The organism is Streptomyces sp. NPDC002701 (assembly GCF_042889045.1).
Lineage (GTDB): Bacteria > Actinomycetota > Actinomycetes > Streptomycetales > Streptomycetaceae > Streptomyces.
Genome location: NZ_JBIAQL010000001.1, coordinates 39,276 through 63,759, shown reverse-complemented (window position 1 = coordinate 63,759; position 24,484 = coordinate 39,276). Strand labels below are relative to the sequence as shown.

15 protein-coding genes are annotated in these 24,484 nt (G+C 73.0%); 10 read left to right on the top strand and 5 right to left on the bottom strand.

Annotated elements, in window-relative coordinates; genetic code table 11:
* Positions 1-36 precede the first annotated feature (36 nt).
* The gene (gene ftsE / locus ACFYXC_RS00225; RefSeq protein ID WP_149514170.1) at positions 37-726 is read right to left on the bottom strand and encodes a cell division ATP-binding protein FtsE; all 690 of its coding nucleotides are present in this window, start codon (positions 724-726) and stop codon (positions 37-39) included.
* Between the two features lie 354 nt (positions 727-1,080).
* Here ftsE and ACFYXC_RS00220 point away from each other — a divergent pair, with 354 nt between their 5' ends.
* Complete coding sequence (locus ACFYXC_RS00220) at positions 1,081-1,272, top strand: hypothetical protein (protein WP_190039344.1); 192 nt, start codon at positions 1,081-1,083, stop codon at positions 1,270-1,272.
* A 101-nt stretch (positions 1,273-1,373) separates the two neighbouring features.
* Here ACFYXC_RS00220 and ACFYXC_RS00215 read toward each other — a convergent pair whose 3' ends face one another.
* From ACFYXC_RS00215 to ACFYXC_RS00200, 4 genes are all read right to left on the bottom strand, one after another.
* Positions 1,374-1,982, bottom strand: a complete 609-nt coding sequence (locus ACFYXC_RS00215) for an LPXTG cell wall anchor domain-containing protein (RefSeq protein ID WP_389545061.1) — start codon at positions 1,980-1,982, stop codon at positions 1,374-1,376.
* A gap of 304 nt (positions 1,983-2,286) precedes the next feature.
* Positions 2,287-3,393 (bottom strand): peptide chain release factor 2, encoded by a 1,107-nt coding sequence (prfB, locus tag ACFYXC_RS00210; RefSeq protein WP_389545058.1) that lies wholly within the window; start codon positions 3,391-3,393, stop codon positions 2,287-2,289.
* A 253-nt stretch (positions 3,394-3,646) separates the two neighbouring features.
* Positions 3,647-4,882, bottom strand: coding sequence for a serine/threonine-protein kinase (locus ACFYXC_RS00205; RefSeq protein WP_389545055.1), 1,236 nt, complete (start codon positions 4,880-4,882; stop codon positions 3,647-3,649).
* Positions 4,883-5,035: 153 nt separating this feature from the next.
* Positions 5,036-6,745 (bottom strand): serine/threonine-protein kinase, encoded by a 1,710-nt coding sequence (locus tag ACFYXC_RS00200; RefSeq protein ID WP_388922136.1) that lies wholly within the window; start codon positions 6,743-6,745, stop codon positions 5,036-5,038.
* A 449-nt stretch (positions 6,746-7,194) separates the two neighbouring features.
* Between ACFYXC_RS00200 and ACFYXC_RS00195 the strand changes: the two genes are divergently transcribed.
* From ACFYXC_RS00195 to ACFYXC_RS00155, 9 genes are all read left to right on the top strand, one after another.
* Positions 7,195-11,046, top strand: a complete 3,852-nt coding sequence (locus ACFYXC_RS00195) for an FHA domain-containing protein (RefSeq protein ID WP_389545051.1) — start codon at positions 7,195-7,197, stop codon at positions 11,044-11,046.
* A gap of 467 nt (positions 11,047-11,513) precedes the next feature.
* Entirely contained in the window at positions 11,514-12,824 is a 1,311-nt protein-coding gene (locus tag ACFYXC_RS00190) for an ABC transporter substrate-binding protein (RefSeq protein WP_389546682.1), read from the top strand.
* A gap of 9 nt (positions 12,825-12,833) precedes the next feature.
* Entirely contained in the window at positions 12,834-14,186 is a 1,353-nt protein-coding gene (locus ACFYXC_RS00185) for a carbohydrate ABC transporter permease (protein ID WP_389545047.1), read from the top strand.
* 125 nt (positions 14,187-14,311) lie between these two features.
* Positions 14,312-15,115, top strand: a complete 804-nt coding sequence (locus tag ACFYXC_RS00180; RefSeq protein WP_388922264.1) for a carbohydrate ABC transporter permease — start codon at positions 14,312-14,314, stop codon at positions 15,113-15,115.
* Positions 15,116-15,264: 149 nt separating this feature from the next.
* The gene (locus ACFYXC_RS00175) at positions 15,265-17,529 is read left to right on the top strand and encodes a CDP-glycerol glycerophosphotransferase family protein (protein ID WP_389545044.1); all 2,265 of its coding nucleotides are present in this window, start codon (positions 15,265-15,267) and stop codon (positions 17,527-17,529) included.
* A 59-nt stretch (positions 17,530-17,588) separates the two neighbouring features.
* On the top strand, positions 17,589-18,575 hold the full coding sequence (locus ACFYXC_RS00170) for a class I SAM-dependent methyltransferase (RefSeq protein ID WP_389545041.1): 987 nt from the start codon (positions 17,589-17,591) through the stop codon (positions 18,573-18,575).
* A 143-nt stretch (positions 18,576-18,718) separates the two neighbouring features.
* A complete protein-coding gene (locus ACFYXC_RS00165; RefSeq protein ID WP_389545038.1) occupies positions 18,719-20,872 on the top strand; it encodes a CDP-glycerol glycerophosphotransferase family protein in 2,154 nt (717 codons plus the stop codon).
* A 50-nt stretch (positions 20,873-20,922) separates the two neighbouring features.
* A complete protein-coding gene (locus ACFYXC_RS00160) occupies positions 20,923-23,145 on the top strand; it encodes a CDP-glycerol glycerophosphotransferase family protein (RefSeq protein WP_389545035.1) in 2,223 nt (740 codons plus the stop codon).
* Positions 23,142-24,416 carry a hypothetical protein gene (locus tag ACFYXC_RS00155; protein ID WP_389545032.1) on the top strand — a complete coding sequence of 425 codons (1,275 nt, stop codon included), beginning with the start codon at positions 23,142-23,144 and terminating at the stop codon, positions 24,414-24,416. The genes ACFYXC_RS00160 and ACFYXC_RS00155 overlap by 4 nt, the downstream gene beginning before the upstream one ends.
* The last annotated feature ends 68 nt before the right edge of the window (positions 24,417-24,484 follow it).

The following is a 24,484-nucleotide window of genomic DNA, read 5'->3' as shown; positions in this document are numbered from 1 at the left end:
CAAGCCTTTCCGTGGACGGACGCGTGGGGGTCGCGGTCAGTGCTGATAGCCGTAGACGCCGCGCGCCTGGTCGCGGACGAGGCGACCCTTCTCCAGCTCGATGACGCGCTTGCGCATCTGGTCCACGATGTTCTGGTCGTGCGTCGCCATCACGACGGTGGTGCCGGTCCGGTTGATCCGGTCGAGCAGCTTCATGATGCCGACGGAGGTCTGCGGGTCCAGGTTTCCGGTGGGCTCGTCCGCGATCAGCAGCTTGGGCCGGTTCACGAAGGCTCTCGCGATCGCCACCCGCTGCTGTTCACCGCCGGACAGCTCGCCCGGCATCCGGTCCTCCTTGCCGCCGAGGCCGACGAGGTCGAGCACCTGCGGCACGGACTTGCGGATCTCGCCCTTGGACTTGCCGATCACTTCCTGCGCGAAGGCGACGTTCTCGGCGACCGTCTTGTTGGGCAGCAGACGGAAGTCCTGGAACACGGTCCCCAGCTGGCGGCGCATCTGCGGCACCTTCCAGTTGGAGATGCGCGCGAGATCCTTGCCGAGCACGTGCACCTGCCCCTGGCTGGCCCGCTCCTCGCGCAGGATCAGCCGCAGGAAGGTGGACTTTCCGGAGCCGGAGGAGCCCACCAGGAACACGAACTCTCCGCGCTCGACCTCCAGGGAGACATCCCGGAGAGCGGGGTGGGTCTGCTTGGCGTAGACCTTGGAGACATTGTCGAATCGGATCACGGATGCACCACAGGCCGTCGGGGATATCGAAGCTAGACGAGCGTGACCTTACGCGACCCGGGTACACCGGCGCAGTCGCCGAGACGGGTTGCTCAAGGGTTGTGCGCATTTGTACCGGGCACATACAAGGAGGGCCCCGTTCCGGACCCGCCCGGCAGGGGCGCGGGAGCTGCGCGACAAGCTCCCACCGGCCCGTCGCCGCGCACGAACCCGGAGCCGCACCCCGTCGGGCGCCCGACAGCCCCCTGCAAGGGAACCCGCGCACCCTCCGGAGGAACCTGGCACAGTGGGAGGGGAACGTATCCGTTCCCGAGCGCGTTGTGTACGTGGAACCGGTGCAAGGAGGGCGAGCGCATGACGTACGACCGGCTGGTGTGCGCGAACTGTGCCGCGCCCGTGAACGAGGGCCGCTGCCCCGTCTGCCGCGCGAACCGCGAGCGGCTTCAGCACGAGGGCCCCTTCGGCGGGCTCAACCCCATGGCGCTGATCGCCCTGCTCGCCGTCCTGATCGCGGCGGTGGCCCTGCTGGCCCACCAGACCGCGTAGGAGACGACCGCGCGGGAGACAAACGTCACACGACGAGCCGCGCAGAGCAGGAAGAAGGGCCCGGAGCAGGCGGCTCCGGGCCCTTCTCACGTCTTGCGGGGTCAGGCAGCGGTGCGGCCGTTCATGACGCGCGGCAGCACACGGAAGCCGATGCCGCCGGCGATCATCGTGGCGGCGCCGATCAGCAGGAACGTGATGTTCTCGGCGGCACCGGTCTCGGCGAGCTCGCCGCCGGTGCCCTGGGCGGAGGTGTCCGAGCCCGTGTCGGTCAGGCTCTCCTTGCCCGCGCCCTGCTCGACGGGCTTGGAGCCGGCGTTGTCGGGGTTGGTGTCGTTGCCACCGTTCCCGCCGTTGCCGCCGCCGTTCCCGTTGCCCGGGGTGGACGGGTCCTCGGTGGGCTCCTCGGTGGGCTCGGTCGGCTCCTCCGTGGGCTCGGTGGGCTCCTCGGTGGGCTCGGTCGGCTCCTCGGTCGGCTCGGTCGGCACCTCCGTCGGCTCCTCGGTGGGCTCCGTCGGGATCTCCGTCGGCTCCTCGGTGGGAGGCGGGGTGGTCGGGTCGTCGGCGTCGATGCCGACTCCGACGTCCAGACCGCCCACGTTGGCGCTGACGTCGAGCGCCGAAGCGGCACCGGCGGCGGTCAGCGAAGCTCCGGCGGCGATCACCGCGCCGGCGGCTATCCGCGCTATCCGGATGCGCGTCTTCTTGGTCATCTGGTTGCTACCCCCAGTAGGTCATCGTCAGTGGTGCAGCGTCCGGGGCCGCGACCGCGGGGGTGGCTCAGGGGAACCCCCGGTTCACACGCGCCCCACAAATACGCATGCCGCGCGTCAGCTTTCCCACTTTTCAAACCGACGTCAAGGTCGTTGCGACCGCGATGTCCAGATCAGGCTCTTTTGACCGGCACAGCGTCATGTGAGTGTGATGTAAAACCCACACATCGCCCGACAGAAAGGGCAACTGCCGCCCGGTGGACCGCAGTTGCCCTGTCGACAAAACGACGTACGCGAATGTCGATTACTTCTCCTGCTGCTTGCGCCAGCGAATTCCGGCCTCCAGGAATCCGTCGATCTCGCCGTTGAAAACGGCCTCGGGGTTACCGACTTCGCAATCCGTGCGGAGGTCCTTGACCATCTGGTACGGGTGCAGGACGTACGAACGCATCTGGTTGCCCCAGGAGTTGCCGCCGTCGCCCTTGAGCGCGTCCATCTTGGCCTGGTCCTCCTGGCGGCGCCGCTCGAGGAGCTTGGCCTGGAGGACGTTCATCGCGGTCGCCTTGTTCTGGATCTGCGAGCGCTCGTTCTGGCAGGAGACGACGATGCCGGTGGGGATGTGGGTCAGCCGTACCGCGGAGTCGGTGGTGTTGACGCCCTGGCCGCCGGGGCCGGACGAGCGGTACACGTCCACGCGCAGCTCGGACTCGTCGATCTCGACGTGGTCGGTCTTCTCGACGACGGGCAGCACCTCCACCCCGGCGAACGAGGTCTGGCGGCGGCCCTGGTTGTCGAAGGGCGAGATCCGGACGAGCCGGTGGGTGCCCTGCTCGACGGAGAGCGTCCCGTACGCGTACGGCACCTGGACGGCGAAGGTGGTCGACTTGATGCCGGCCTCCTCCGCGTACGAGGTCTCGTAGACCTCCGTCTTGTAGCCGTGCTGCTCGGCCCAGCGCAGGTACATCCGCTGCAGCTTCTCCGCGAAGTCGGCGGCGTCGACGCCGCCGGCCTCGGCGCGGATGTTGACGAGCGCCTCGCGGGAGTCGTACTCGCCCGAGAGCAGCGTCCGGACCTCCATCTCGTCCAGCGCCTTCTTGACGGCGACGAGCTCGGTGTCGGCCTCGGCACGGGTGTCGGGGTCGTCCTCCTCCTCGGCCATCTCGAACAGCACGCTGAGATCGTCGATGCGCCCGCGGAGCGTCTCGGCCTTGCGTACCTCCGCCTGGAGGTGGCTCAGCTTGCTGGTGATCTTCTGCGCCGCTTCGGGGTCGTCCCACAGGGACGGTGCCGCCGCCTGCTCCTCGAGCACGGCGATGTCTGCCCTCAGCTTGTCGAGGTCCAGGACGGCCTCGATCGACTCCATGGTCGAGGAGAGGGACTTGAGCTCTTCGGATACATCGACGACTGCCACGCCCCCCAGCGTAACGGCTCCGCCGACTTGGCCGGGTAGGTGTGCGGGGCCCCACACCGGGCTCCGCCCCGGCCCCGGCCTCCGTACGCGTCTGCGGGCCCTGTGGGGGCTGGTCGCGCAGTTCCCCGCGCCCCTAGGTGCCTAGGGTCGCGGGGAACTGCGCACCGGGGGTGCGGGGGCGGAGCCCCCGGGGCTAGATACCTAGGGGCGCGGGGAACTGCGCAGCGGGGTGCGGGGGGCGGAGCCCCCCGGGTCATGGGGTGGGCGGAGCGGAGCTCTTCGTGTCGGAGGGGGAGCCGCCGCCGTCGTCGCCCGAGGCGGCGAACCACGCCCCGCCCCCGACCGCGGCGACGAGCACCACCCCCGCCACCCCGAGCGTGATCCGCCGCCGCCGGGCGGACGACCGGTGCCGCGCGGACCCCGGCCGGGGCGCCCCCGCCGCCCGCGGCGCACGGGCCGTCCCGAGCGCGCCGCCCGCGAGCTCGTCCGGCCCCGGCACCCGCATCGACGTGTGCGTGTCCCGGTTCGAGTCCGGCTTGGCCCCCGGTACCAGCGGGACGGCCCCCCGCCGCACCCGCTCACGCGGAGCCTCCGGCTCGGCCGGCGCGTCCTCGGCGGCGGCGTCCGCCTCCCCGTCCGGCTCGTCCACGTCGAGCGGCGGCATCCCCGCCAGCAGGGGCAGCTGCTCCCGCAGCCGCTCCCCCAGCTCGGACGCCCGCAGCCGGGACGCCGGCGCCTTGGCGAGGCACTGCACGAGCAGCTGCCACAGTTCCTCCGGGATACCGGGCAGCGGAACGACGGTCTCGGTGACGTGCCGCCGCAGCACCGCCCCCGGATGCCCGCCGCCGAAGGGGGTGAAGCCCGCGAGGAGCTCGTACAGCACGGTCGCCAGCGCGTAGATGTCGACGGCCGCCCGCGGCGGCAGCCCCTCGATGATCTCGGGGGCCAGGTAGTCCGGCGTACCGATGATCTTCGTCGCCCGGGTGCGCCGCGGTGAGTCGATGAGCTTGGCGACACCGAAGTCCGTCAGCAGCGCGGGGTGCGAGCCGCCGGGTCCGAGCGGCCCCTGCATGTCGAGCAGGACGTTCTCGGGCTTCACGTCCCGGTGCACGACCCCCGCCGCGTGCGCCGCGGCGAGCCCGTCGGCGACGTCGGCCACGATCGCGACGGCCGCCTCGGGCGCGAGCCGCCGCTCCCGGTCGAGCCGGGTGCGCAGGTCCGTGCCGCGGACGAGGTCCATGACCAGCGCGAGGTCGTTGCCGTCGACCACGAGGTCCCGGACGGAGACGACGTGCGGGTGGTCGAGGCCCAGCAGGGCCGTCCGCTCCTGCACGAACCGCCCCACCAGCTCCTGGTCGGACGCCAGGTCCTCGCGCAGCAGCTTGATGGCGACGGGACCCTCGGGACCCTCACCCAGCCACACCGTGCCGGCACTGCCCCGCCCCAGGATCTGGTTGGCGGTGTACCGGCTGCCGATCTTCCGTACCAAGACTGCTCCTACGGGCGCGTGTTGGCGACAAAACTACGCGCCCGGAGCACCAACCTTCACTTCGGCGACGGAAATCACCCCCCAGGTGTCGACAAATCCCCAGGACCATGGTGCGGTCCTGGGGATTTCGGGGGGAGCAACCTCCCAAAACGACTACTGCTGGGTTCCGCCACCCAGGTCCTCGACCCATCCGGAGACGGTGCCGAACCAGTCCGTCAGCTGGTCCCAGTACCCCTTGCTCGTCCCGATCCAGTCCTGGAGCGGACTCAGCTCCCAGACCAGCCAGCCGGCCACGAACAGGATGACGACCGTGAACAGGCACCCCTTGAGGCAGCCCAGCCCGGGGATCCTCATCGGGTTGGCGCCGCGCTGCCGGGGCTGGCGGGGCTCACGCGGCGGACGCGGCGCGGGCTGCTGGGGCTGCTGCGGCGCGGGGGCGTACCGCTGGGGCCCCGGCGGCGGCTGGGGGGCGTACCCCTGCCCCTGCTGATAGCCCTGCTGTCCCTGCGGATAGCCGTAGCCGGACTGCTGGTTCCGCGGCTGGCGCTGGCGGCGCTGCTGGGGCTGCTGCGGCGGCGGCTGTTGCGGCTGCTGCTGGGGCGGCCGGGAGACCTGCCGCTGCGGACGGCGCCGCAGCGGGTCCTCGCTCGGGTCGAGGTACGACTGGACCTGTGTCGCCTCGTTGCGGTCGCGGGCCGCGCGCAGCTGGTTCTGCCAGGGGTGCGGGTCCTCGGGGTCGCCCCCCGGCTGGTTCGGCGGCACCGGCGGCATGACGGCGGTCGGGTCCGCCGCGCCGCGGTGCGGCAGTACGGCGGTGGGGTCCGCGGCGTTCGCGCCCGCGCCGGTGTGCGGCAGGACGCTGGTCGCGCCGTTCGGGTCGTAGGCGCCGGCGCCCTGCGGGAGCACCTGGGTGGGGTCGGCGGCACCGGGGAGGCCCGGCACGGCGGCGGGCGCGGGGTCCGGGGCGAGGAGCACGCCCACGGCCTCGGCGGCGGCGATCTGCGCAGAGTTCGCGTGCACCCCGATGCCCTCGGCGACCGTACGCAGGCCGCGGGCGAGGTTCTCGGCGCTGGGCCGTTCGTCGGGGTTCTTGCGCAGACAGCGCTCTATGACGGTCCAGAGCGGGTCGGGAACCGTGGAGGGGCGGCGCGGCTCGGCGCTCAGATGCTGGTGGAGGACTTCGAGGGCCGACCCGCCGCCGAACGGCGGACGGCCCGTGACCAGTTCGTACAGCATGATCCCGGCGCCGTAGATGTCGACGGCGGAGGTCTGCGGGCGGCCCTCGGCGGACTCGGGCGCCACGTACGCGGGCGTGCCGACGAACTCGTGGGTGCGGGTCAGGCCCGGGGAGTCGGCGAGGCGGGCGATGCCGAAGTCCGTCAGCATCGGGTGCATCTGGCCGCCCTGCTGCTGGAGCAGGACGTTCGCCGGTTTCAGGTCGCGGTGCACGACGCCGTCGGCGTGGCTGGCGGCGAGCGCGTCGGCGACCTGGGCGGTGAGGAGGGCGGCGGCCACCGGCGAGAGCGGGCCGTTCTCGCGCAGGTAGCGGTGCAGGTCGGGCCCGTCGATCAGGTCCATGACGAGCGCCAGCAGATCGCCCTCGACCACGAGGTCCCGTACACGCACGATGTTCGGGTGGGTCAGGCGGAGCAGCACGGAGCGCTCCCGCAGGAACCGCATCACGATGTCCGGATCGTTTGCGAGCTCCTCCTTGAGGACCTTGATCGCCACGGTCTCGCCGGGCTGACCGGGCACGGCCGCCTCGGCACCCGCGGCCTCACGCTGGCTGGCCCGCCAGACGGTGCCCGTGGCGCCGCGCCCCAGCGGCTCTTCCAGGAGGTACTTGCTGCCCACCGGCCGCACGTCATGCGCTCCCTGCTGCTTGCTTGCCTGGTCCGTCCACCGTGGTACGGGTGGTTCCGACCCACTGTAGTGCCGCCGTGCACGGCACCGGGCTGTCGTCGCGCCGCGGTTTCGCCCTCCCCGGCCACCCGTGCGTCACGTGGGGTCTGCCCGTACCGGTTCCCTCGTCCGTTCCGTCGCTGTTCGGTGGAAAGACGCTCACTCCGGGTGCTTTGGTTGCCGGATCTTGACGGGACCGGTCCCAAGCAGGCCCCGGTCAGGCACTTTTGCGGGCAGAGCCGACCAATCAAGATCACTTGATGGCGGAAGACGGGCGTGTTGTCAGTCGCAGGTGCGAGGATGCTGTCCGTACTGGCCGACGTGCCCGTGCGCGGTGGGGGAATCTGCGGTGGGGGACCGCGGAACAGCCCCGTCGCGGGCGCCCGCGACAGAAGGGACCGCTGACGGCGATGCAGATCCGGCTGACCGTCGTAGACCCGCTGGGCACGCGCCCCGACGGACGCCCCGCGTCCTGCGACGTGCTGGTCACAGCACCCGCCGGGACCGCGCTCGCGGCGGTGGCCTCCGGCCTCGCCTCGGCGGTCGGGGGCGAGGGTCCCGGCGTGCTGTACGCGGAGGCGGAGCGGCTCGACGCGCAGCGCTGCACGCTGGGTGAGCCACCCCTGACGGACGGCGCCGTCCTGTCCCTGGGCGCCCCCGCACAGCCGGGTCCGGACCTGGATCCCGCCGCCGCGCAGCTCCGGGTGGTCGCCGGGCCCGACGCCGGGGGCGTGCATCTGCTGCACGGCGGCCGGATCGACGTCGGCCGCTCCGCCGACGCCGACGTACCTCTGGACGACCCCGACGTCTCCCGGCTGCACTGCGCCGTGACGGTCGCGGCGGACGGCCACGTCTCGGTCGCGGACCTCGGCTCCACGAACGGCACGGTGCTGGACGGCAGGCGCGTGGGCGAGCGCCCGGTGCGGTTCGCGCCGGGGGCGCTGCTGCGGGTGGGCGAGTCGGCCCTACGGCTCGCCCCGGCGGGCGAGCCGGCCGACGTCCGGGAGACCGCACCCGACGGTGAGGGGCATGTACGGCTGGTGGCGGGACCGGAGGCCCCCGGGCGGGGGCTGCGGCGCCCCGCTCCCGACCGTTCGGGACAGACACAGACACAGACACAGACGCAGACACGGGCACGGACACAGACGCAGGCAGAGGTACAGGGGCAAGGACTTCAGCACGGCCGGACATCGACGCAGGGACCGGCGCAGGGGCAGGAGCAGGGGCAGGGTGGGAAGCCTGCCGCGTCCGGTGGAGCGGAGGGCGCGGCCTCAGAAGCCTTCCGGGCCGCCACCGGAGCCGACGCCGGGGCGGACCCCGCCGGCGCGAGGGTGCCCCGCGCGCGTGACGGGAAGTCCCCCGAGGGCTCCCCGGGCGGCTCCCGGGTCGCGCCACCGACCGCCGAGACCCATCACGGTTACGGGACGGCCGGGTGGGGCGCCGCCGAGGGCGGGATCCCGGACGAGGCCCAGGGGCATCGGCCGGCCGGGCCGCACGTGGTGCCCGCGCAGGGCGGGGCGCCCCGGATGGAGCGCGCGGACCTCGGGGGTGCGGCCGAGGAGAGTCCGGACGACGTCCAGGGACCGGGTGAGGGCAAGCGGAAGGGCACTCCCCTGCGGGGGACGCCCGTGCCGCGCGGTGCGCGCAGGCGCGGCCTCTCCGCGTGGGCCCGCCGGCTGGCGGGCACCCGGAGCGAGGACCCGTACGACTACGAGGGCGACGAGGCCGGGGGCGACACGTACGAGTCGTTCGAGGCGGCGTTCGCCGAGCCCGTCGCCCTGGGCGTGCCCGAGCCGGAGCGGTGGCCCGATCCCGCCGCGCTGCTGCTGGCGGCGCTCGGACCGGGGCCGCGGCTGTGGGAGCGCGGGCCCGGGCACCGGGAGACACTCACGGTCCGGCTGGGCACGGCGGACCGCGGCGCACCCGACGGCTCCGGACTGCTGCCCGCGGTGCCGGTGACCACCGGGCTGCGGGAGGTCGGGGCGCTGGGCCTGGCGGGACCGCGCGAGCGGCTCTCGGGGCTCGCGCGCGCGGTGGTGGCGCAGCTCGCCGCGCTGCACTCCCCCGACTCGCTGGAGATCACGCTCCTCAGTACCGACCGCTCGCGCTCCCTGGAGGAGCGCACCGCCGAATGGTCGTGGCTCGGCTGGCTGCCCCACCTGCGTCCCACCCACGGCCAGGACTGCCGCCTCCTCCTCGCCTACGACCGCGAACAGGCGACCGCGCGTACGGACGAACTGCTCCGGCGGCTGGAGGACCACCTCACGGAGACGGGCCGCGCCGTCGAGAGAGGGCGAGGGGCCCGCCCCGGCGGCAGCTCGCCGGACGACAGCGGGGTCTTCGCGCCCCGCCCGAGGGACGCGGCGGGCGCCGGCCCGGGCTCCCCGGGGACGTCCGCCACCGGCCGCGGCGGCCGGGACAGCGCGGGCGCGTCCGACCGTGGCCGCCCCGCGCCCGCCCCCGGCAGCCACCCCCTCGCCCGCGACGGCAACGCCACACACCTGGGGCTCCCCCGCAGCGGTACGCAGACCGGTGAGGCACCCGGCCGGGCGCAGCGGCCCTCCTGGGTGCGGTCGGAGGACCCGGCGGAGACCGAGTGGCCCGGCCCGTACACCGTCCTCGTGGTGGACGGCGATCCCGGGTCGGCCGGGGTACGGGAAGCCGTGTCGAGGCTCGCGGCGGAAGGGCCCCGGGTCGGGATCCACGTCGTCGTCCTGGCCGAGACACCGTCCGCGTCGCCCTCCTCGCCGGTGGCCGACACGTACGAGGCGGCGTGCGCGGTGTCGCCCGCGTTCCGCGAGTGCGGGGCCGTCGCGCTGCTCAGCGGTGACGTGGCGACGGCCCTGCGGCTGCTGCGCGTGGCCTCCGGCGCGCAGACGCACGGCGCGTCGGGCACGCCCGGCGCGTCAGGCACGTCGGGCGGCCCCGTCGGCCACGGCACGGTGGCCGCGGTGGACGCCGTCTCCATGGCGTGGGCGGAGCGTTTCGCGCGGGCGCTCGCGCCGTTGCGGGCGGACGGCACGGCCGGCGAGCGGCACACACGCGTGTCGGCGCCGCTGCCGCAGGCCGCGCGGCTGCTGGACGAGCTGGGTCTGGCGAGGGCGACCCCCGCGTCCCTGATGGCGCGGTGGGCGGACGCGGCCGACGACCGGGAGGCGCTCGGCGGCCGGGCCACGGCCGTGCTCGGCGCCGGGCCGCGCGGCCCCGTCTGTGTGAACCTCGCGACCGCGGACGACGGTCCGCATCTGCTGATCGAGGGGTCGTCGGGCAGCGGGCGCACGGAGCTGCTGCGTTCCGTCGCGGCGTCCCTCGCCGCCGCCGAGCGGCCCGACCGGCTCGGCATCGTGCTGGTCGACGGCCGGGACGGCACGGGGGGCGGGGGCGGTGGTGGTGCGGCGGCGCGCGGGGACGGCCTCCAGGTCTGCACGGACCTGCCGCACGTCACGACGCACCTGGGTGCCCACGATCCCGTGCGGATGCGGGAGTTCGCGCAGTCCCTGTCCGCCGAGCTGAAGCGGCGGGCCGAGTTGCTCGGGCGCCTCGACTTCGCCGAGTGGCACGCCCGGCCGGACGGGGCGGGCCGGGTCGTCGCCCAGCGCTCGGCGGAGCCCTCTTCCGGCGGACGGGCCGGCGCGCAGGCCGGCGGCCCGGCGGGCTCCGCCTCCGGCGCGGCGGATCTCGACACGCAGTCGAGTTCGACCCTGCGGCTGCGGCCCGCCGCGGCCCGGGCCCGGCCGGACGCGGGGCCCGCGCTTCCCCGGCTCGTCGTGATCGTCGACGACCTGGATGCACTGCTCGCACCCGCGCTGGGCTCCCCCGGCCGGCCGGCCGCCGGTTCCGTCGTCCGGGCCCTGGAAGGGGTCGCCCGGGACGGTGAGCGGCTCGGGGTGCATCTCGTGGCGGCGACCGGTGGCGGTGCCCGCACGGACGAGACGGAGCTGGCCCGGCGGGCCGGGCTGCGGGTCGTCCTGGACGCCCCCGGGGCCGGCCCCGACGAGCCGTCGCCCGGCCGGGGGCGGCTCGGTGGGGCGGGCGGGTGGTCCGTGCCCTTCCAGGGCGGGCGGGTCACGGGGCGCATCCCCCGTACGGCGACGCTGCGGCCGACGGTCGTGCCGCTGGAGTGGGCGCGGATGGGGGATCCGCCGGCGCGGCGGCCCGTCCGCGAGCTGGGCAACGGCCCGACGGACCTGGCACTGCTGGCCAGTGCGCTGGAGCGAGCGGCCCGCTCCGTAGCAGCAACGGAGGTCCCCTCCCTCCTGTAAACCGACACCCCGCCCCGAAAGGGGCGCGGGAAACGGCGCAACCAACCACCAACAACCCGCACCCAACAACACACCCTCACCCCAGAAAGGGGCGCGGGGAACTGCGCGACCGGCCGCCGGCGACCCGCACCCGACAGCACCACCCGCCCGCCCCGGGGCGCAGCCCCGCCCTTCAGGGGCGCGGGGAACGGTGCGACCGGCCACCAACAACCCGCACCCGACGACACACCCCCGTCACCCCATGTCCCCACGTCACGACGCGGTTACGATCACGCCCTTGACAGCGCAGGCGCCCTTGCCGATGCCGAGCGGACGGGCGTAGACCAGAGCGCACGCAACAGCGCTCGGGCGTTCGACGGAGAACGGGGCAGACCATGCGCAGCAGCATTGTCGGTATCAGGTCGTACAGCGGATCGCACAGCAGGAGCCGCGCCGCACGCACCGCGGCGGTCCTCGTCGCCGGGGCGATGACGCTCACGCTCGCGGCGTGCGGCGGTGACGACGACAAGGGCGACGAGGGAGGAGGAGGCGGCGGCGAGAGCAAAGCCGCTCCCAGCGTCCAACTCCCCAAGCTGGACGGCCAGAAGCTCGAGGTGGCGGCCGTGTGGACCGGCCCCGAGCAGGAAAACTTCACCAAGGTCCTCGACGAGTTCGAGAAGCGGACGGGCGCGGAGGTCAGCTACGTACCGACCGGCAACAACACCTCCACGTTCCTGGGCACAAAGATCCAGGGCGGCAAGCCGCCGAGCGTGGCGTTCCTCCCGCAGGTCGGTGTGCTGCACCAGTTCGCCCAGAAGGGCTGGGTGAAGCCGCTGGGCACCGAGGCGCAGGCGCAGCTCGACAAGAACTTCTCCACCGGCTGGAAGGACCTGGGCGCGTACGAGGGCAAGCAGTACGGCGTCTACGCGAAGGCCGCCAACAAGTCGCTGGTCTGGTACAACACGGCGGCGTTCGAGGCGGCGGGGATCACGGCCGAACCGAAGACCTGGGACGAGTTCGTCCAGACCGCCCAGACCCTGTCGGACGCGGGGACGCCGGCGGTGTCCATCGGCGGGCAGGACGGCTGGACGCTCACCGACTGGTTCGAGAACATCTACCTCTCGCAGGCGGGCCCGGAGAAGTACGACCAGCTGGCGAAGCACGAGATCAAGTGGACGGACCCCTCCGTGAAGGAGGCCCTGACCACGCTGGCCCAGCTGTGGGGCAAGGACGACCTGATCGCGGGCGGCAAGGCGGGCGCGCTGCGCACCGAGTTCCCGAAGTCGGTGACGAACACCTTCTCGGGCGACACCCCGGCGGCGATGGTCTTCGAGGGCGACTTCGTCGCGGCGAACATCAACGCCGACACGAAGGCCAAGATCGGCACGGACGCCAAGGTCTTCCCGTTCCCGGCGGTCGGCGACGAGTCGCCGGTGGTCAGCGGCGGCGACGTGGCGGTGGCGCTGAAGGACGACAAGGGCTCGCAGGCCCTGCTGACGTTCCTGGCGTCGACCGACGCGGCCGAGATCTGGGCCGAGCAGGGCGGCTTCATCTCCCCCAACAAGGAGATGGACCAGAAGAAGTACCGGGACGACGTGACGCGGGACATCGCCAAGGCGCTGCTCGCGGCGGGCGACGACTTCCGCTTCGACATGTCCGACCAGTCCCCGGCCGCCTTCGGCGGTACCCAGGGCACGGGCGAGTGGAAGGCGCTGCAGGACTTCCTGAAGACCCCCTCGGACGTCGAGGGCACGCAGCAACAGCTCGAGACGTCCGCCGCCAAGGCGTACAAGGGCTGACGGCCGCCCATGGCCTCGCAGACGGCGACGGCGGGGGGCGCGGCGAACCCGGTGCCCCCCGCCGGACAACGCAAGAGCGTGATCGGCACCCGGTGGTGGGTGGCAGGGCTGTTCCTGCTGCCCGCGATCGTGCTGCTCGGCGCGCTCGTGGTCTACCCCATCGGGTACTCGGTCTGGCGCAGTCTGTACGACGCCGACGGTTCGGGCTTCGTCGGTCTCGGCAACTACGGCGACCTGTTCAGCGACGACGCCACGTTCACCGCGGTCAAGAACACGGCCATCTGGGTGGCGGTGGCCCCGGCGCTGGTCACCGGCCTCGGCCTGATCTTCGCCGTACTCACCGAACGGGTGCGCTGGTCGACGGCATTCAAGCTGGTCATCTTCATGCCGATGGCGATCTCCATGCTCGCCGCGGGCATCATCTTCCGGCTCGTGTACGAGGCCGACCCCGACCAGGGCGTGGCCAACGCCGTGGTGGTGGGCGTGCACGACACGTTCGCCGAGTCGTCGGTCTATCCCAAGGCGCGCCCGTCCACCGAGAGCGACCTGAAGGCGTCCGGCGGGGGTTCCTTCACCTCCACGGGTCCGGTGAGCGCGGGCTCGCCCGCCCTGATCCCGCTGGTCGGCATCGCGCCGAACAAGGTGCCCGGCGACCCGGGGGACGCCACGTCCGCCGAGCCGTCGGGCGACGGGGTCTCCGGCACGGTCTGGCTCGACTTCAAGCTGGGCGGCGGCGGCGAGAAGGGCGCCGTCGACGCGGGCGAGAAGGCACTGCCCGGCATCGAGGTCGAGGCGGTGAAGGACGGCAAGGTCGTGGCCTCCGCGAAGGCGGGCGACGACGGTACGTTCACGCTGCCGGCCTCGGCCGACGGGGCGCAGCTGCGGCTGCCCGCGTCGAACTTCGCGGCGGCCTACAACGGCGTCGACTGGCTCGGCCCGAGCCTGGTCACCCCGGCCATCATCGGGGCGTACGCCTGGATGTGGGCGGGCTTCGCGATGGTGCTCATCGCGGCGGGACTGGCCGGCGTGGACCGCAACCTCCTGGAGGCGGCCCGGGTCGACGGGGCCAACGAGTGGCAGGTGTTCCGCCGGGTCACCGTCCCCCTGCTCGCGCCGGTCCTCGTCGTCGTCCTGATCACCCTGATGATCAACGTGATGAAGATCTTCGACCTGGTCTTCATCATCGCTCCGCAGCCCAGCCAGGACGAGGCCAACGTGCTGGCCCTGCAACTGGTCAACGCGTCCTTCGGCGGCGGCAACAACCAGGGCCTCGGCAGCGCGATCGGCATCGTCCTGCTGCTCCTGGTGATGCCGGTGATGATCGTCAACATCCGCCGACTGCGAAGGGAGCGCCGACGGTGACCGCACCCTCCGTACCTCTGAAGGAACCCGGGGAGGCCGGCCGGCCCCCCGAGACCGTGGACGAGACCGGTCCGCCCCGGCGCTCGCTGGGCTCCCGGCTCGCGAGCGGCGCGGCGGGCGGCGTGATGCGGGTCTTCCTGATCCTGGTGGCGCTGCTCTGGGTGACGCCGACGATCGGGCTGCTCGCCTCGTCGTTCCGTGATCCCACCGACATCGCCGACTCCGGCTGGTGGGACGTCTTCGGCAAGCCGTCCCAGCTCACCACCGAGAGCTATTCGACGCTGCTGGGCAAGGAGGAGATCACCGACGCCCTGCTCAACACGGTGCTGATCACGGTGCCCGCCACCGTCCTGGTCGTCGTCATCGGCGCGATGGCCGGGTACGCGTTCGCCTGGATGGACTTCAAGGGCCGCGACTGGTGGTTCGTGGCCGTGGTGGCCCTGCTGGTGGTGCCCATCCAGATCGCGCTGATCCCGCTGGCCGACCTCTTCGGCGATCTGGGGATCTTCGGCAGCGTCCTCGGCGTGGTCCTCTTCCACGTGGGCTTCGGCCTGCCGTTCGCCATCTTCCTGCTGCGCAACTTCTTCGCGGAGATCCCCCGGGAACTCCTGGAGGCGGCGCGGCTCGACGGCGCGGGCGAGACCCGGCTGTTCACGACCGTGATCCTGCCGCTCGGCGGCCCCGCGATCGCCTCGCTCGGCATCTTCCAGTTCCTGTGGGTGTGGAACGACATGCTGGTGGCGCTGATCTTCTCGGACTCCGACTCGCGGCCGCTGACGGTCGCGCTGACCGAGCAGACCCGGCAGTTCTCCGGCAACATCGAGACGCTCGCGCCCGGCGCGTTCATCTCGATGGTGATCCCGCTGGCCGTGTTCTTCGCGTTCCAGCGGCAGTTCGTTTCCGGCGTGATGGCGGGGGCGGTGAAGTAGCCTCCGGCGTGCGCTTTTGGAGGGGCGGACCGGCCGCGGTCCGCCCCTTCGCGCGCCCCCGGGGTCCCCCACATGCCGCATCCGGCGTAACCACGTAACCCCTTCGGCCGTTTCCGGGCAATATGGCCGCGCCGACCCATGGATGCCTCTTGCCCCGGTTCAGTGTCATCGTCCCCGCTTACCAGGTGCAGGCGTATCTGCACGAGTGCATGGCATCGGTCCTGGAACAGTCCTTCACCGACTTCGAGCTGATCGCCGTCGACGACTGCTCGCCGGACGCCTGCGGTGCGATCATCGACGAGTTCGCGGCCCGCGACACCCGGGTCCGGGCCGTCCACCTCAAGGAGAACGTGGGTCTGGGCCGGGCCCGCAACGCGGGTATGCGGTGCGCGACCGGTGACTACCTTGTCTTCCTGGACGGCGACGACACCCTCACCGAGCACGCGCTGCGGGAGATCGCCGACCGCATCAAGGAGACCGGCGATCCGGACGTCCTGGTCTACGACTACGCGCGCACCTTCTGGACGGGCGAGACGGTCCGCAACGTCCAGGCGGGACAGCTCGACGAGGGGGGTCCGGCGCCGTTCCGCCTCGACGACCGCCCGGGGCTGCTGAACGTCCTCATGGTCGTGTGGAACAAGGCGTACCGCCGGGAGTTCGTCGAACGGGAGGAGTTCGCGTTCCCGCCCGGCTACTACGAGGACACCCCCTGGACGTACCCGGTCCTGATGGCCGCCGGGACGATCGCGACGCTCGACCGGGTCTGTGTCCACTACCGGCAGCGGCGCCGCGGGAACATCCTCGGTACGACCAGCAGCCGGCACTTCGACATCTTCGACCAGTACGACCGGGTCTTCGCCCACCTCGACGCGCATCCCGAACTGGCGCGCTGGCGCCCGGTCCTGTTCCAGCGCATGGTCGACCACGTGTCGGCCGTGTTCCTCAGGCGCGACCGGCTGCCGCGCGGTTCCCGCGCCGCGTTCCTCCGCAAGGCCCGCGCGCACTACGTGCGGTACCGCGTACGCGACACGGACGTGCCGCCCCGCAACCGGCTGCGGCACGCCCTCGTCCGCCTCGGCAGCCATCGCGCCTACCGCGGCGTGTGGGCGGCGACGCGGCTGAAGAGGCGTCTGGGGCGGCTCGCCGGGGCGCTGGCCCGCGGTGTCCGGGCCGCCGCCCTGCGGCTGCACTACGGCGTCCAGCGCCGACTGCCCGTGCGGGCCGGCCACGCGGTGTTCGGGGGTCACGGGGGCCGCGGGTACGGCGGCAACCCGGGCGCGCTGGAGGCCGCGTTCCGCACGCACGCGCCGGGCATGCGCACCGCGTGGATCGCGGACCCCGAGTTCCACCACACGGTCCCGACGGGGACGCGCACGCTGACGCCCGGGACCGCCGCGTACTGGACGGCCCTCGCCCGCTCCAGGTATCTCGTCGGCGACGCCGGCTTCGACCCCAGGCTGGTGAAGCGGCGCGGCCAGGTCGTGGTCCAGACACAGCACGGCACACCGCTCAAGCACATGGGCCTGGACCTCCAGGAGCGTCCGGCGGCGGCCCGGGGCACCGACTTCGCCGAGCTGCTGCGCGACGCCGACCGGTGGGACTACTGCCTGTCCGGCAACCGGCACTCCACGCTCGTCTGGGAGCGCGTCTTCCCGGCCGGCTACACGATGCTGGAGTACGGCCAGCCGCGCACCGACGTCTTCCAGCAGGCGACGGCGGCGGACGTGGCCCGGCTGCGCGAGACCCTCGGCATCCCCGAGGGCGCGGTCGCCGTCCTGTACGCGCCGACGCACCGCGACTACCGCCGCGCCCAGCGCACCGCGCTCGACCTGGAGCGGGTGCTGCGCCGGCTCGGCCCGCGGTTCGTCCTGCTGACCCGCGCGCACCCCGCGTACCGGGCCCCGCTGGCGTGCGGCGGCGGCCGGCTGATCGACGTGTCGGACCATCCGAGCGTCGAGTCGCTGTGTCTCGCCTCGGACGCGCTGGTCACCGACTACTCGTCGCTGATGTTCGACTACGCGGGCCTGGACCGGCCGATCGTGCTGCTCACGGACGACCGGGAGGCGTACGAGGCGGCCCGCGGGACCTACTTCGACGTGCGGGCCTTCCCGCCCGGCGCGGTCGCGCGCACCGAGGACGAGCTGATCGACATCTTCGCGACCGGCCACTGGCGCGGTTCGCGCTCCGCGCAGCTGCGGGCGGCCTTCCGGGAGCGTTTCTGCCCCTATGACGACGGGCGGGCCGCCGAGCGGGTCGTCCGCCGTGTCGTGCTCGGTGAGACGGCCGGACTGCCCGCGGTGGTGCCGCCCGAGGAGCGCCGTCCGGTGCCGTCGGCGGCGGACCGGAACGTGTCCTCACCCCTCGCCACCGTCCCGACACCCGGCGTTTCCGTTCCCGTCGTTGACAGACCCTGAAGCACTCCGATCCCATCCCCAAGCACAGGAAATCCTCAGACGCCGTTTACGGAGTACTCATGACTTCCAGCACCACCGGTACCGCCGAACTGCCCCGCCCCAAGGCTCTGTCGGAGGTCAAGGGCTGGTTCCGTGCCGTCGACCAGCAGCTGTTCGACTGGTTCCTCTCCGGTCAGCTGGACCGTGCGCAGCGGGGCGACCTGCTCGAACTGGGCGCCTACATGGGCAAGAGCGCGATCTTCATGGCCTCGTACCGGCGTGACGAGGACGCCTTCACCGTGTGCGACCTCTTCGACTCGACCGCGCCGGACGCCGCCAACCTCAAGGAGATGAACAAGTCGTACTCGACGCTCACCCGGCGCGCCTTCGAGGCCAACTTCGCCGCGTTCCACGAGCGGCTGCCGGAGGTCATCCAGGCCCCGACGTCGGTGGTCGCCGACCGTGTCGCGGACGACAGCTGCCGTTTCGCGCACATAGACGCCTCGCACCTGTACGAGCACGTGTACGGGGACATCGAGGCCGTGCGGGACATCCTCCTGCCCGACGGTGTGGTGGTGCTCGACGACTACCGCGCCGAGCACTGCCCGGGCGTCGCCTGCGCCACCTGGGGTGCGGTCGCCACGCTCGGCCTGCACCCCATATGCGTGACCGGCACGAAGTTCTACGGCACCTGGGGCGATCCCGAGCCGCTGCGCGACGCGCTGCTGGAGTGGCTGGCGGGCCGTGACGACATGTGGCACGAGGTGCAGCAGGTCGCGGGGCACGGAATGATCCGCATAGACGGCAGGAAGGCCACCGAGCCGAAGCATCCGGTCTCGCGGTACGCGGGCGAGGAGGAACCGTCCGCGCCCGCCGAGACGCAGACCGCGCCGGCTGCCGCGCCGCCGGCGGTACCGGTCCAGCGCACGGCGTCGTCCCGGCCCGGGCCCGCCCGCCCCGCCACGGCCGCTCCGGCCGCCCGCTCCAGCCGTGCCCGCAGACTCGCCAAGGACCTGCTGCCGCCGATCGTCACGAGGGCGCTGGTCAAGCGCCGCCGCGGACGCTGACGCACCGGCGGCGGGAGCGCCCCGACGGGAGCGCGGGGCCGGCAGGCCCCACCCGGCCGCACGTGCTGCCGTACCGGCCGGGCCCTTCACCCGTCCCGGTACGGCAGCACCACACAGCACAGACAGAAAGAGCACCGCACCACATGCCCCGCTTCAGCATCATCGTCACCGTCCACGACGTCGCGGGGCGGCTCCCCACGGCTCTCGACTCGGTCCTCGCCCAGTCCTTCACCGACGTCGAGCTGATCCCGGTCTGCGGGGCCCCGGACTCCCCGGCGGGCCTGCTCGCCGCCGAGTACGCCGAGCGGGACTCCAGGGTCGTTCCGGTCACCGGCGACCGGAACGCCGGACTGCGGACGGCCACGGGAACGTACGTGCTGTTCCTGGACCCAGGTGACGTGCTGACGCCTCAGGCGCTCACCGCGATCGACGCGCGGTTGCGGGACGCCGGCGGGGACGAGGGCGCCGACGCCGTGGACTGTCTGCGCCTCGGCCATGAGCGCGTGCCGTGGTGGGAGGGCGAACCGACGACGGACCTGCTGGAGGACGCGGACCCCGGCGACGTACGGCTGCCGGTCTGGGCCACCGCCTACCGCCGCGCCTTCCTCCGCGACCACGGGCTCGCCTTCCCCGCGGGCCGGGGCGCGGACCTCGGGTGGGCCGGACTGGTGGCCCTCGCTGCCGGCAGGACCGAGGTGCTGCACACGGTCTGCGTACGGCGTCACGAGCGCCGGCAGGGCACCGGCGGCACGACGGCCGGCGCGCCCGCGGAGCTCCTCGACCAGGTCGAGCCGGTGCTGGAGAGGGCCGCCGCGCAGGGGCTTCCCGAGGACCGGCTGCGAGCCCTCTTCGGGCAGCTCTTCGCCGAGGTCCTCGACGAGCTGGCCGCCGCCCCCCGCGGCAGGGCCTCCTTCCGCCGCGCGGGCAGGCTCCACCGGCGGCACCGCCCGGCGGGCCACCGCGCCACGGGACCGCGGGAGCGGCTGCTGCGGGCGGGCGCGTACACGGCGTTCCGCGCGCTGCTGCCGCTCGGCCGGCGGACCGCCCGGGTACGGGCGTACGCCGCCCGTACCGTGCTGCGGCGCCGCCGCGTGCTCCTGTACGGGTGGTACCTGCGCAGGCCGCTGGACGAGAACCTCGCCGTCTTCGCCGCCTACTGGGGCCGCGGCTACGCCTGCAACCCGGCGGCGATCCACCGCAAGGCACGCGAACTCGCCCCGCACATCCGGCCGGTGTTCCTGGTGAAGGAGAAGGAACTGCCGCACATGCCCGGGGACGTGGAGAGCGTGGTGATCGGGAGCAGGCGGTACTGGGAGGTGATGGCGCGGGCGAAGTACACCTTCAACAACGTCAACTTCGAGCACGCCGTGCGCAAGCGCCCCGGCTCGGTGCACGTCCAGACGCACCACGGGACCCCGCTGAAGCGGATGGGCGTCGACCAGATCGAGTACCGGGCCGTCGCGGCGGCCACCGGGAGCTTCGGCCGGCTGATGCAGCGCGTGGACCGCTGGGACTTCTCCCTCTCCTCCAACGCCCACTCCACGGAGGTCTGGTCGGGCGCCTACCCCAGCGCCTTCGAGCACCTGGAGTACGGCTATCCGCGCAACGACCGCTTCTACACGGCGGCCCCCGCCGAGGTCGCCGCGATCCGGGCCCGGCTCGGCATCCCCGCGGACCGGGTGGCGCTGCTGTACGCGCCGACCTACCGGGACTATCCGCGTGACGTGTCGGCGCAGTTCGACCTGGCGCGGTTCTGCGACGCGCTCGGACCGGAGTTCGTGGTGCTGCTGCGGGCGCACTACTTCCTCGACGGCGACGCCGGTCTGCGGCGGGCGGTCGCGGACGGCCGGCTGATCGACGTGACCTCGCTGCGGGACACCGAGGACGTCTGTCTCGCCTCGGACGCGCTCATCACGGACTACTCGTCGATCATGTTCGACTACGCCAACCTCGACCGGCCCATCGTCACGTACGCCGACGACTGGGACGTCTACCGGGACACCCGGGGCGTCTACTTCGACCTGCTCGCCGAGCCGCCGGGCCATGTCGCCCGTACGCAGACCGAGCTGGCCCGGGTCCTCACGTCGGGCGAGTGGTGCGACGAGCGGTCCGCGGAGCTGCGGTCCCGCTTCCGGGCGCGGTTCTGCGCGTTCGACGACGGACAGGCCGCCGAACGGGTCGTACGGCGGGTGCTGCTGGGGCAGCCCGAGGAGGAGCTGCCGCCGCTGATCCCGCTGCGGGAGCGCCTGCCGGTGCCGGCCGCGGCCGTGTCGCGCCCCCGCACGCCGGCGCACTGATGCCGTCGCGCCCTCCCACAGCCCAGCAAGTTCCCGGACCTGGAAGTGCCATGCCCCGCTTCAGCATCGTCGTGCCCGTCCACAACGTGCAGGGCTACCTGCGCACCTGCCTGGAGTCGGTCCTCGACCAGTCGTACGGCGACTTCGAGCTGATCGTCGTCGACGACCGCTCCCCGGACGGCAGCCCGGCGATCATCAACGAGTTCGCGGCCCGCGACGAGCGGGTCGTGCCGGTGCACCTGCCCGTCAACGGCGGCATCGGCCCGGCCCGCAACCACGGGGCGCGGCTGGCCCGGGGCGAGTACCTGCTCTTCCTGGACAGCGACGACAGCTACACGCCCGGCACGCTGCGGGCGATCGCCGAGCGCGTCGACGCCACCGGCCGGCCGGACATCGTCCTGTTCGACTACGCGCGCACCCACTGGCACGGCGCGGTGCGGCGCAACCGGGACGCGGAGGTGTTCGGCGCGCCGGGCCCCGAGGTGTTCACGGTCGCCGAACGCCCGGAACTGCTGGACCTGTTCACCGTCGTGTGGAACAAGGCGTACCGCCTCGACTTCTTCCGCGAGGGCGGTTTCACCTTCCCCACCGGCTTCTACGAGGACGCGGTGATCGTCTACCAGACGCTGTGGACGGCCCGCACGATCACCCTCGTCGACCGGGTCTGCGTGTACTACCGGCAGCGCCGCCAGGGCAGCGCGATGCGCACCCCGAGCCGGGAGCACTTCGAGGTGTTCGCGCAGTACGAGCGGCTGTTCCGGTTCATCGGCGAGCGGCCCGCACTGGAGCGGTGGCGCGGTTTCCTCTACGACCACATGGCGGACCACTACCTGTTCATCCTGCGCCAGAAGGACCGCGTGCCGCCGTCGTCGCGGGCCGAGTTCCACCGGCGGGCGGCACGGGACCTGCGCGCCTACCGGCCGGGCGGCCACCGGCTCGCCGCGAACGTCCCACGGACGTCCTTCACGCTGCTCGCCCGGGCCCCCTACGCCCTCTACGGACTGCACCGCGTCGCCGCCGTGCGGCGCGCCGGTCTGCGCAGGCGCCTGCGGGTGTGGCGGCGACGGCTGCGCCGGGTGCTGCTCGCGCTGCACCGGCGCCTGGTCCTGTGCCGCCCGGTCGATCCCGGTCTGGCGGTGTACTCGGCCTTCTCGCACCGTGGCGTCCTCGGCGACCCGGCCGCGATCCACCGCAAGGCCCAGGAGATCGCCCCGCACATCCGGAGCGTGTGGGTGGTCGCCAGGGAGCACGTGGACGCGCTGCCGCCGGGCGTCGAGCACGTCCTGCCCGGCAGCCGCGCCTACCGCAGGGTGACGGCCCGCGCCGGTTACCTCATCAACAACGTCAACTGGGCGAACGACCTGGTGAAGCGGGAGGGTGCCGTCCACATCCACACCCACCAGGGCACCCCGGTGAAGTCGATGGGCGCCGATCTGCTCAAGTACCCGGGCGCGCGGCGCGGTTTCAGTGTTCCGAAGATGCTGCGGCGGGCCGACCGCTGGGACTACAGCCTGGTCGCCGACCCGTACTCCGAGCTGGTCTGGGACCGCGCCTACCCCTGCGGCTTCACCTCCCTGCGCTCGGGCAGCCCCCGCAACGACTGCCTGGTCCGGCCGGAACCGGGCCGCCGCGAGTCCGTACGGCAGCGCCTCGGCGTCCCGGACGGCAGCACCCTGATCCTGTACGCGCCGACCCACCGCGATCACCGGCAGGGCGGTTACGCGCCCACCTGCGACCTGGAACGCGTGGTCGCCGGGCTGCCCGGCGACCACGTCCTGGCGGTCCGGCTGCACCCCTCGCTGGCCCAGCACCACGAACGCGGGCTCGCCCTGCGGGACCTGGCCGGGCGCGGGCTCGTCCTGGACGTCACCGACGAGCCGGCGGTCGAGGACCTGCTGCTCGCCTCCGACGCGCTCATCACCGACTACTCGTCACTGATGTTCGACTACGCGCACCTGGACCGGCCGATCGTCCTGCACGCCTACGACCTGGACACCTATCGTGCGGCGCGCGGTACGTACTTCGACGTCACGGAACGGCCGCCGGGCCATGTCACGCGCGACGAGGACGAGTTGGCCAGGCTGTTCGCGTCGGGCGCCTGGCGCGACGAGGAGTCGGCGCGGCTGCGGACCGCCTTCCGGTCCCGCTTCGGCGGGTACGACGACGGGCGGGCCGCGGAACGGGTCGTACGGACGCTGATGCTGGGCGAGGACATGAGCGCGCCCATGGTCCCCGCGCCCGGCGCCCCGAGCGACGCCCTGACCCGCTCATGAGCGCTCGACCCGCCGCGTGGGTGCTGTTCCTGGCCGCCCTGTTCGGCTGCCTCCAGCTCGCCAATGTCACCGGCCGGGACACCCCCGACAGCCGCAACTACCTGTCGTACGCGCTGAGTCTGGGCGGCGCGGACAAGAGGGAGGCGACGGGACGGACCATCGAGTACCTGTGCGCGAGCCGGGGCGAGAAGGCATCCCGCCGCCACAGCGTGGACGTGCGGCGCTTCCGGACCCCCGACCCGGGGCCGGGCGTACGGGCGGAGTGCCGCCGCCACTACCAGCGGAGCCTCGGGCAGCGGCTCGACGCGGGGCAGACGTCCGGCTGGACCGCGCCGTTCATGAGCGAGCGGTTCATGCGGATCTTCGAGGTGCGGCCCGGATATCCGCTGCTCCTCATGCCGTTCGTGGCCCTGTTCGGGGCGACCTGGGGGCTGTGGGCGGCGGGGGTGTGCGTCGCGGCGGCCGGAGGCGTGCTGGTGTTCCTCCTCCTGCGGACGGTGGGCGTACCGGTGGTGCCGGCGCTGACCGGACAGGCGCTGTACTACGTGCTGCCGACGGGCGCGACCGCGATGCGGCCCATGACCGAGGGCACCATGACGGCGCTCACCCTGGCGGCGCTGCTGGGATGCGCGCTGGTACTGCGCGGGCAGCGGGCCGGCGGTCTGGTGGCGGTGTCGCTGGCGCTGCTGTTCGCCGTGAAGCACTCGCAGGCGCTGTTCCTCGCGGTGGGTCTCGCCGGGGCGTGCTGCCTGATCGGCGTCCGCCGCAGGAGGACGGGGCGGCCGGTCGGGGACGCCGTGAAGACGCTGCTGAAGGTGACGCTGGCGGCGGCCGTGGGGACGGTCCTGCTCTCCCGGCTGCTCGGCTATCCGTCGGAGTCGGACAGCCTCCAGGACCTGCTCACCGATCACTACCGGCTCCCCGACCGGGAACGGCCCTGGGGGGAGTTCCTCCAGCTGGAGGTCAACTTCTGGCTGGAGTGGCTGCGGCGGCAACTGCTCGAACCGCTGTTGCTGGTGGGGGTGGGGGCGGGCGCGTTCGGGGCGCTGCGGCGGTTCCCCGCGTTCGGTGTGCTGCTGCTCGGCGCCGCCGGGACCGGTCTGCTGAGCGCCGCCGCGCACCCCGACATCGTCATCGGACGGCTGACGGTGATGCTGTGGCTGGTACCGGTCGTGGGCCTGCCGCTGCTCTACGCCTCGGCCGTCCCGACCTCGACCCCCGGCCCCCGATCACCGGACGGGCTGCCAGTAGGTAACCCGTCCGGCGTCTGAGGACGAGCGCGCAGCGCGACAGCGGGGGTCTGGGGGCGCAGCCCCCAGGGTCGGGACGGGAAGGGGCG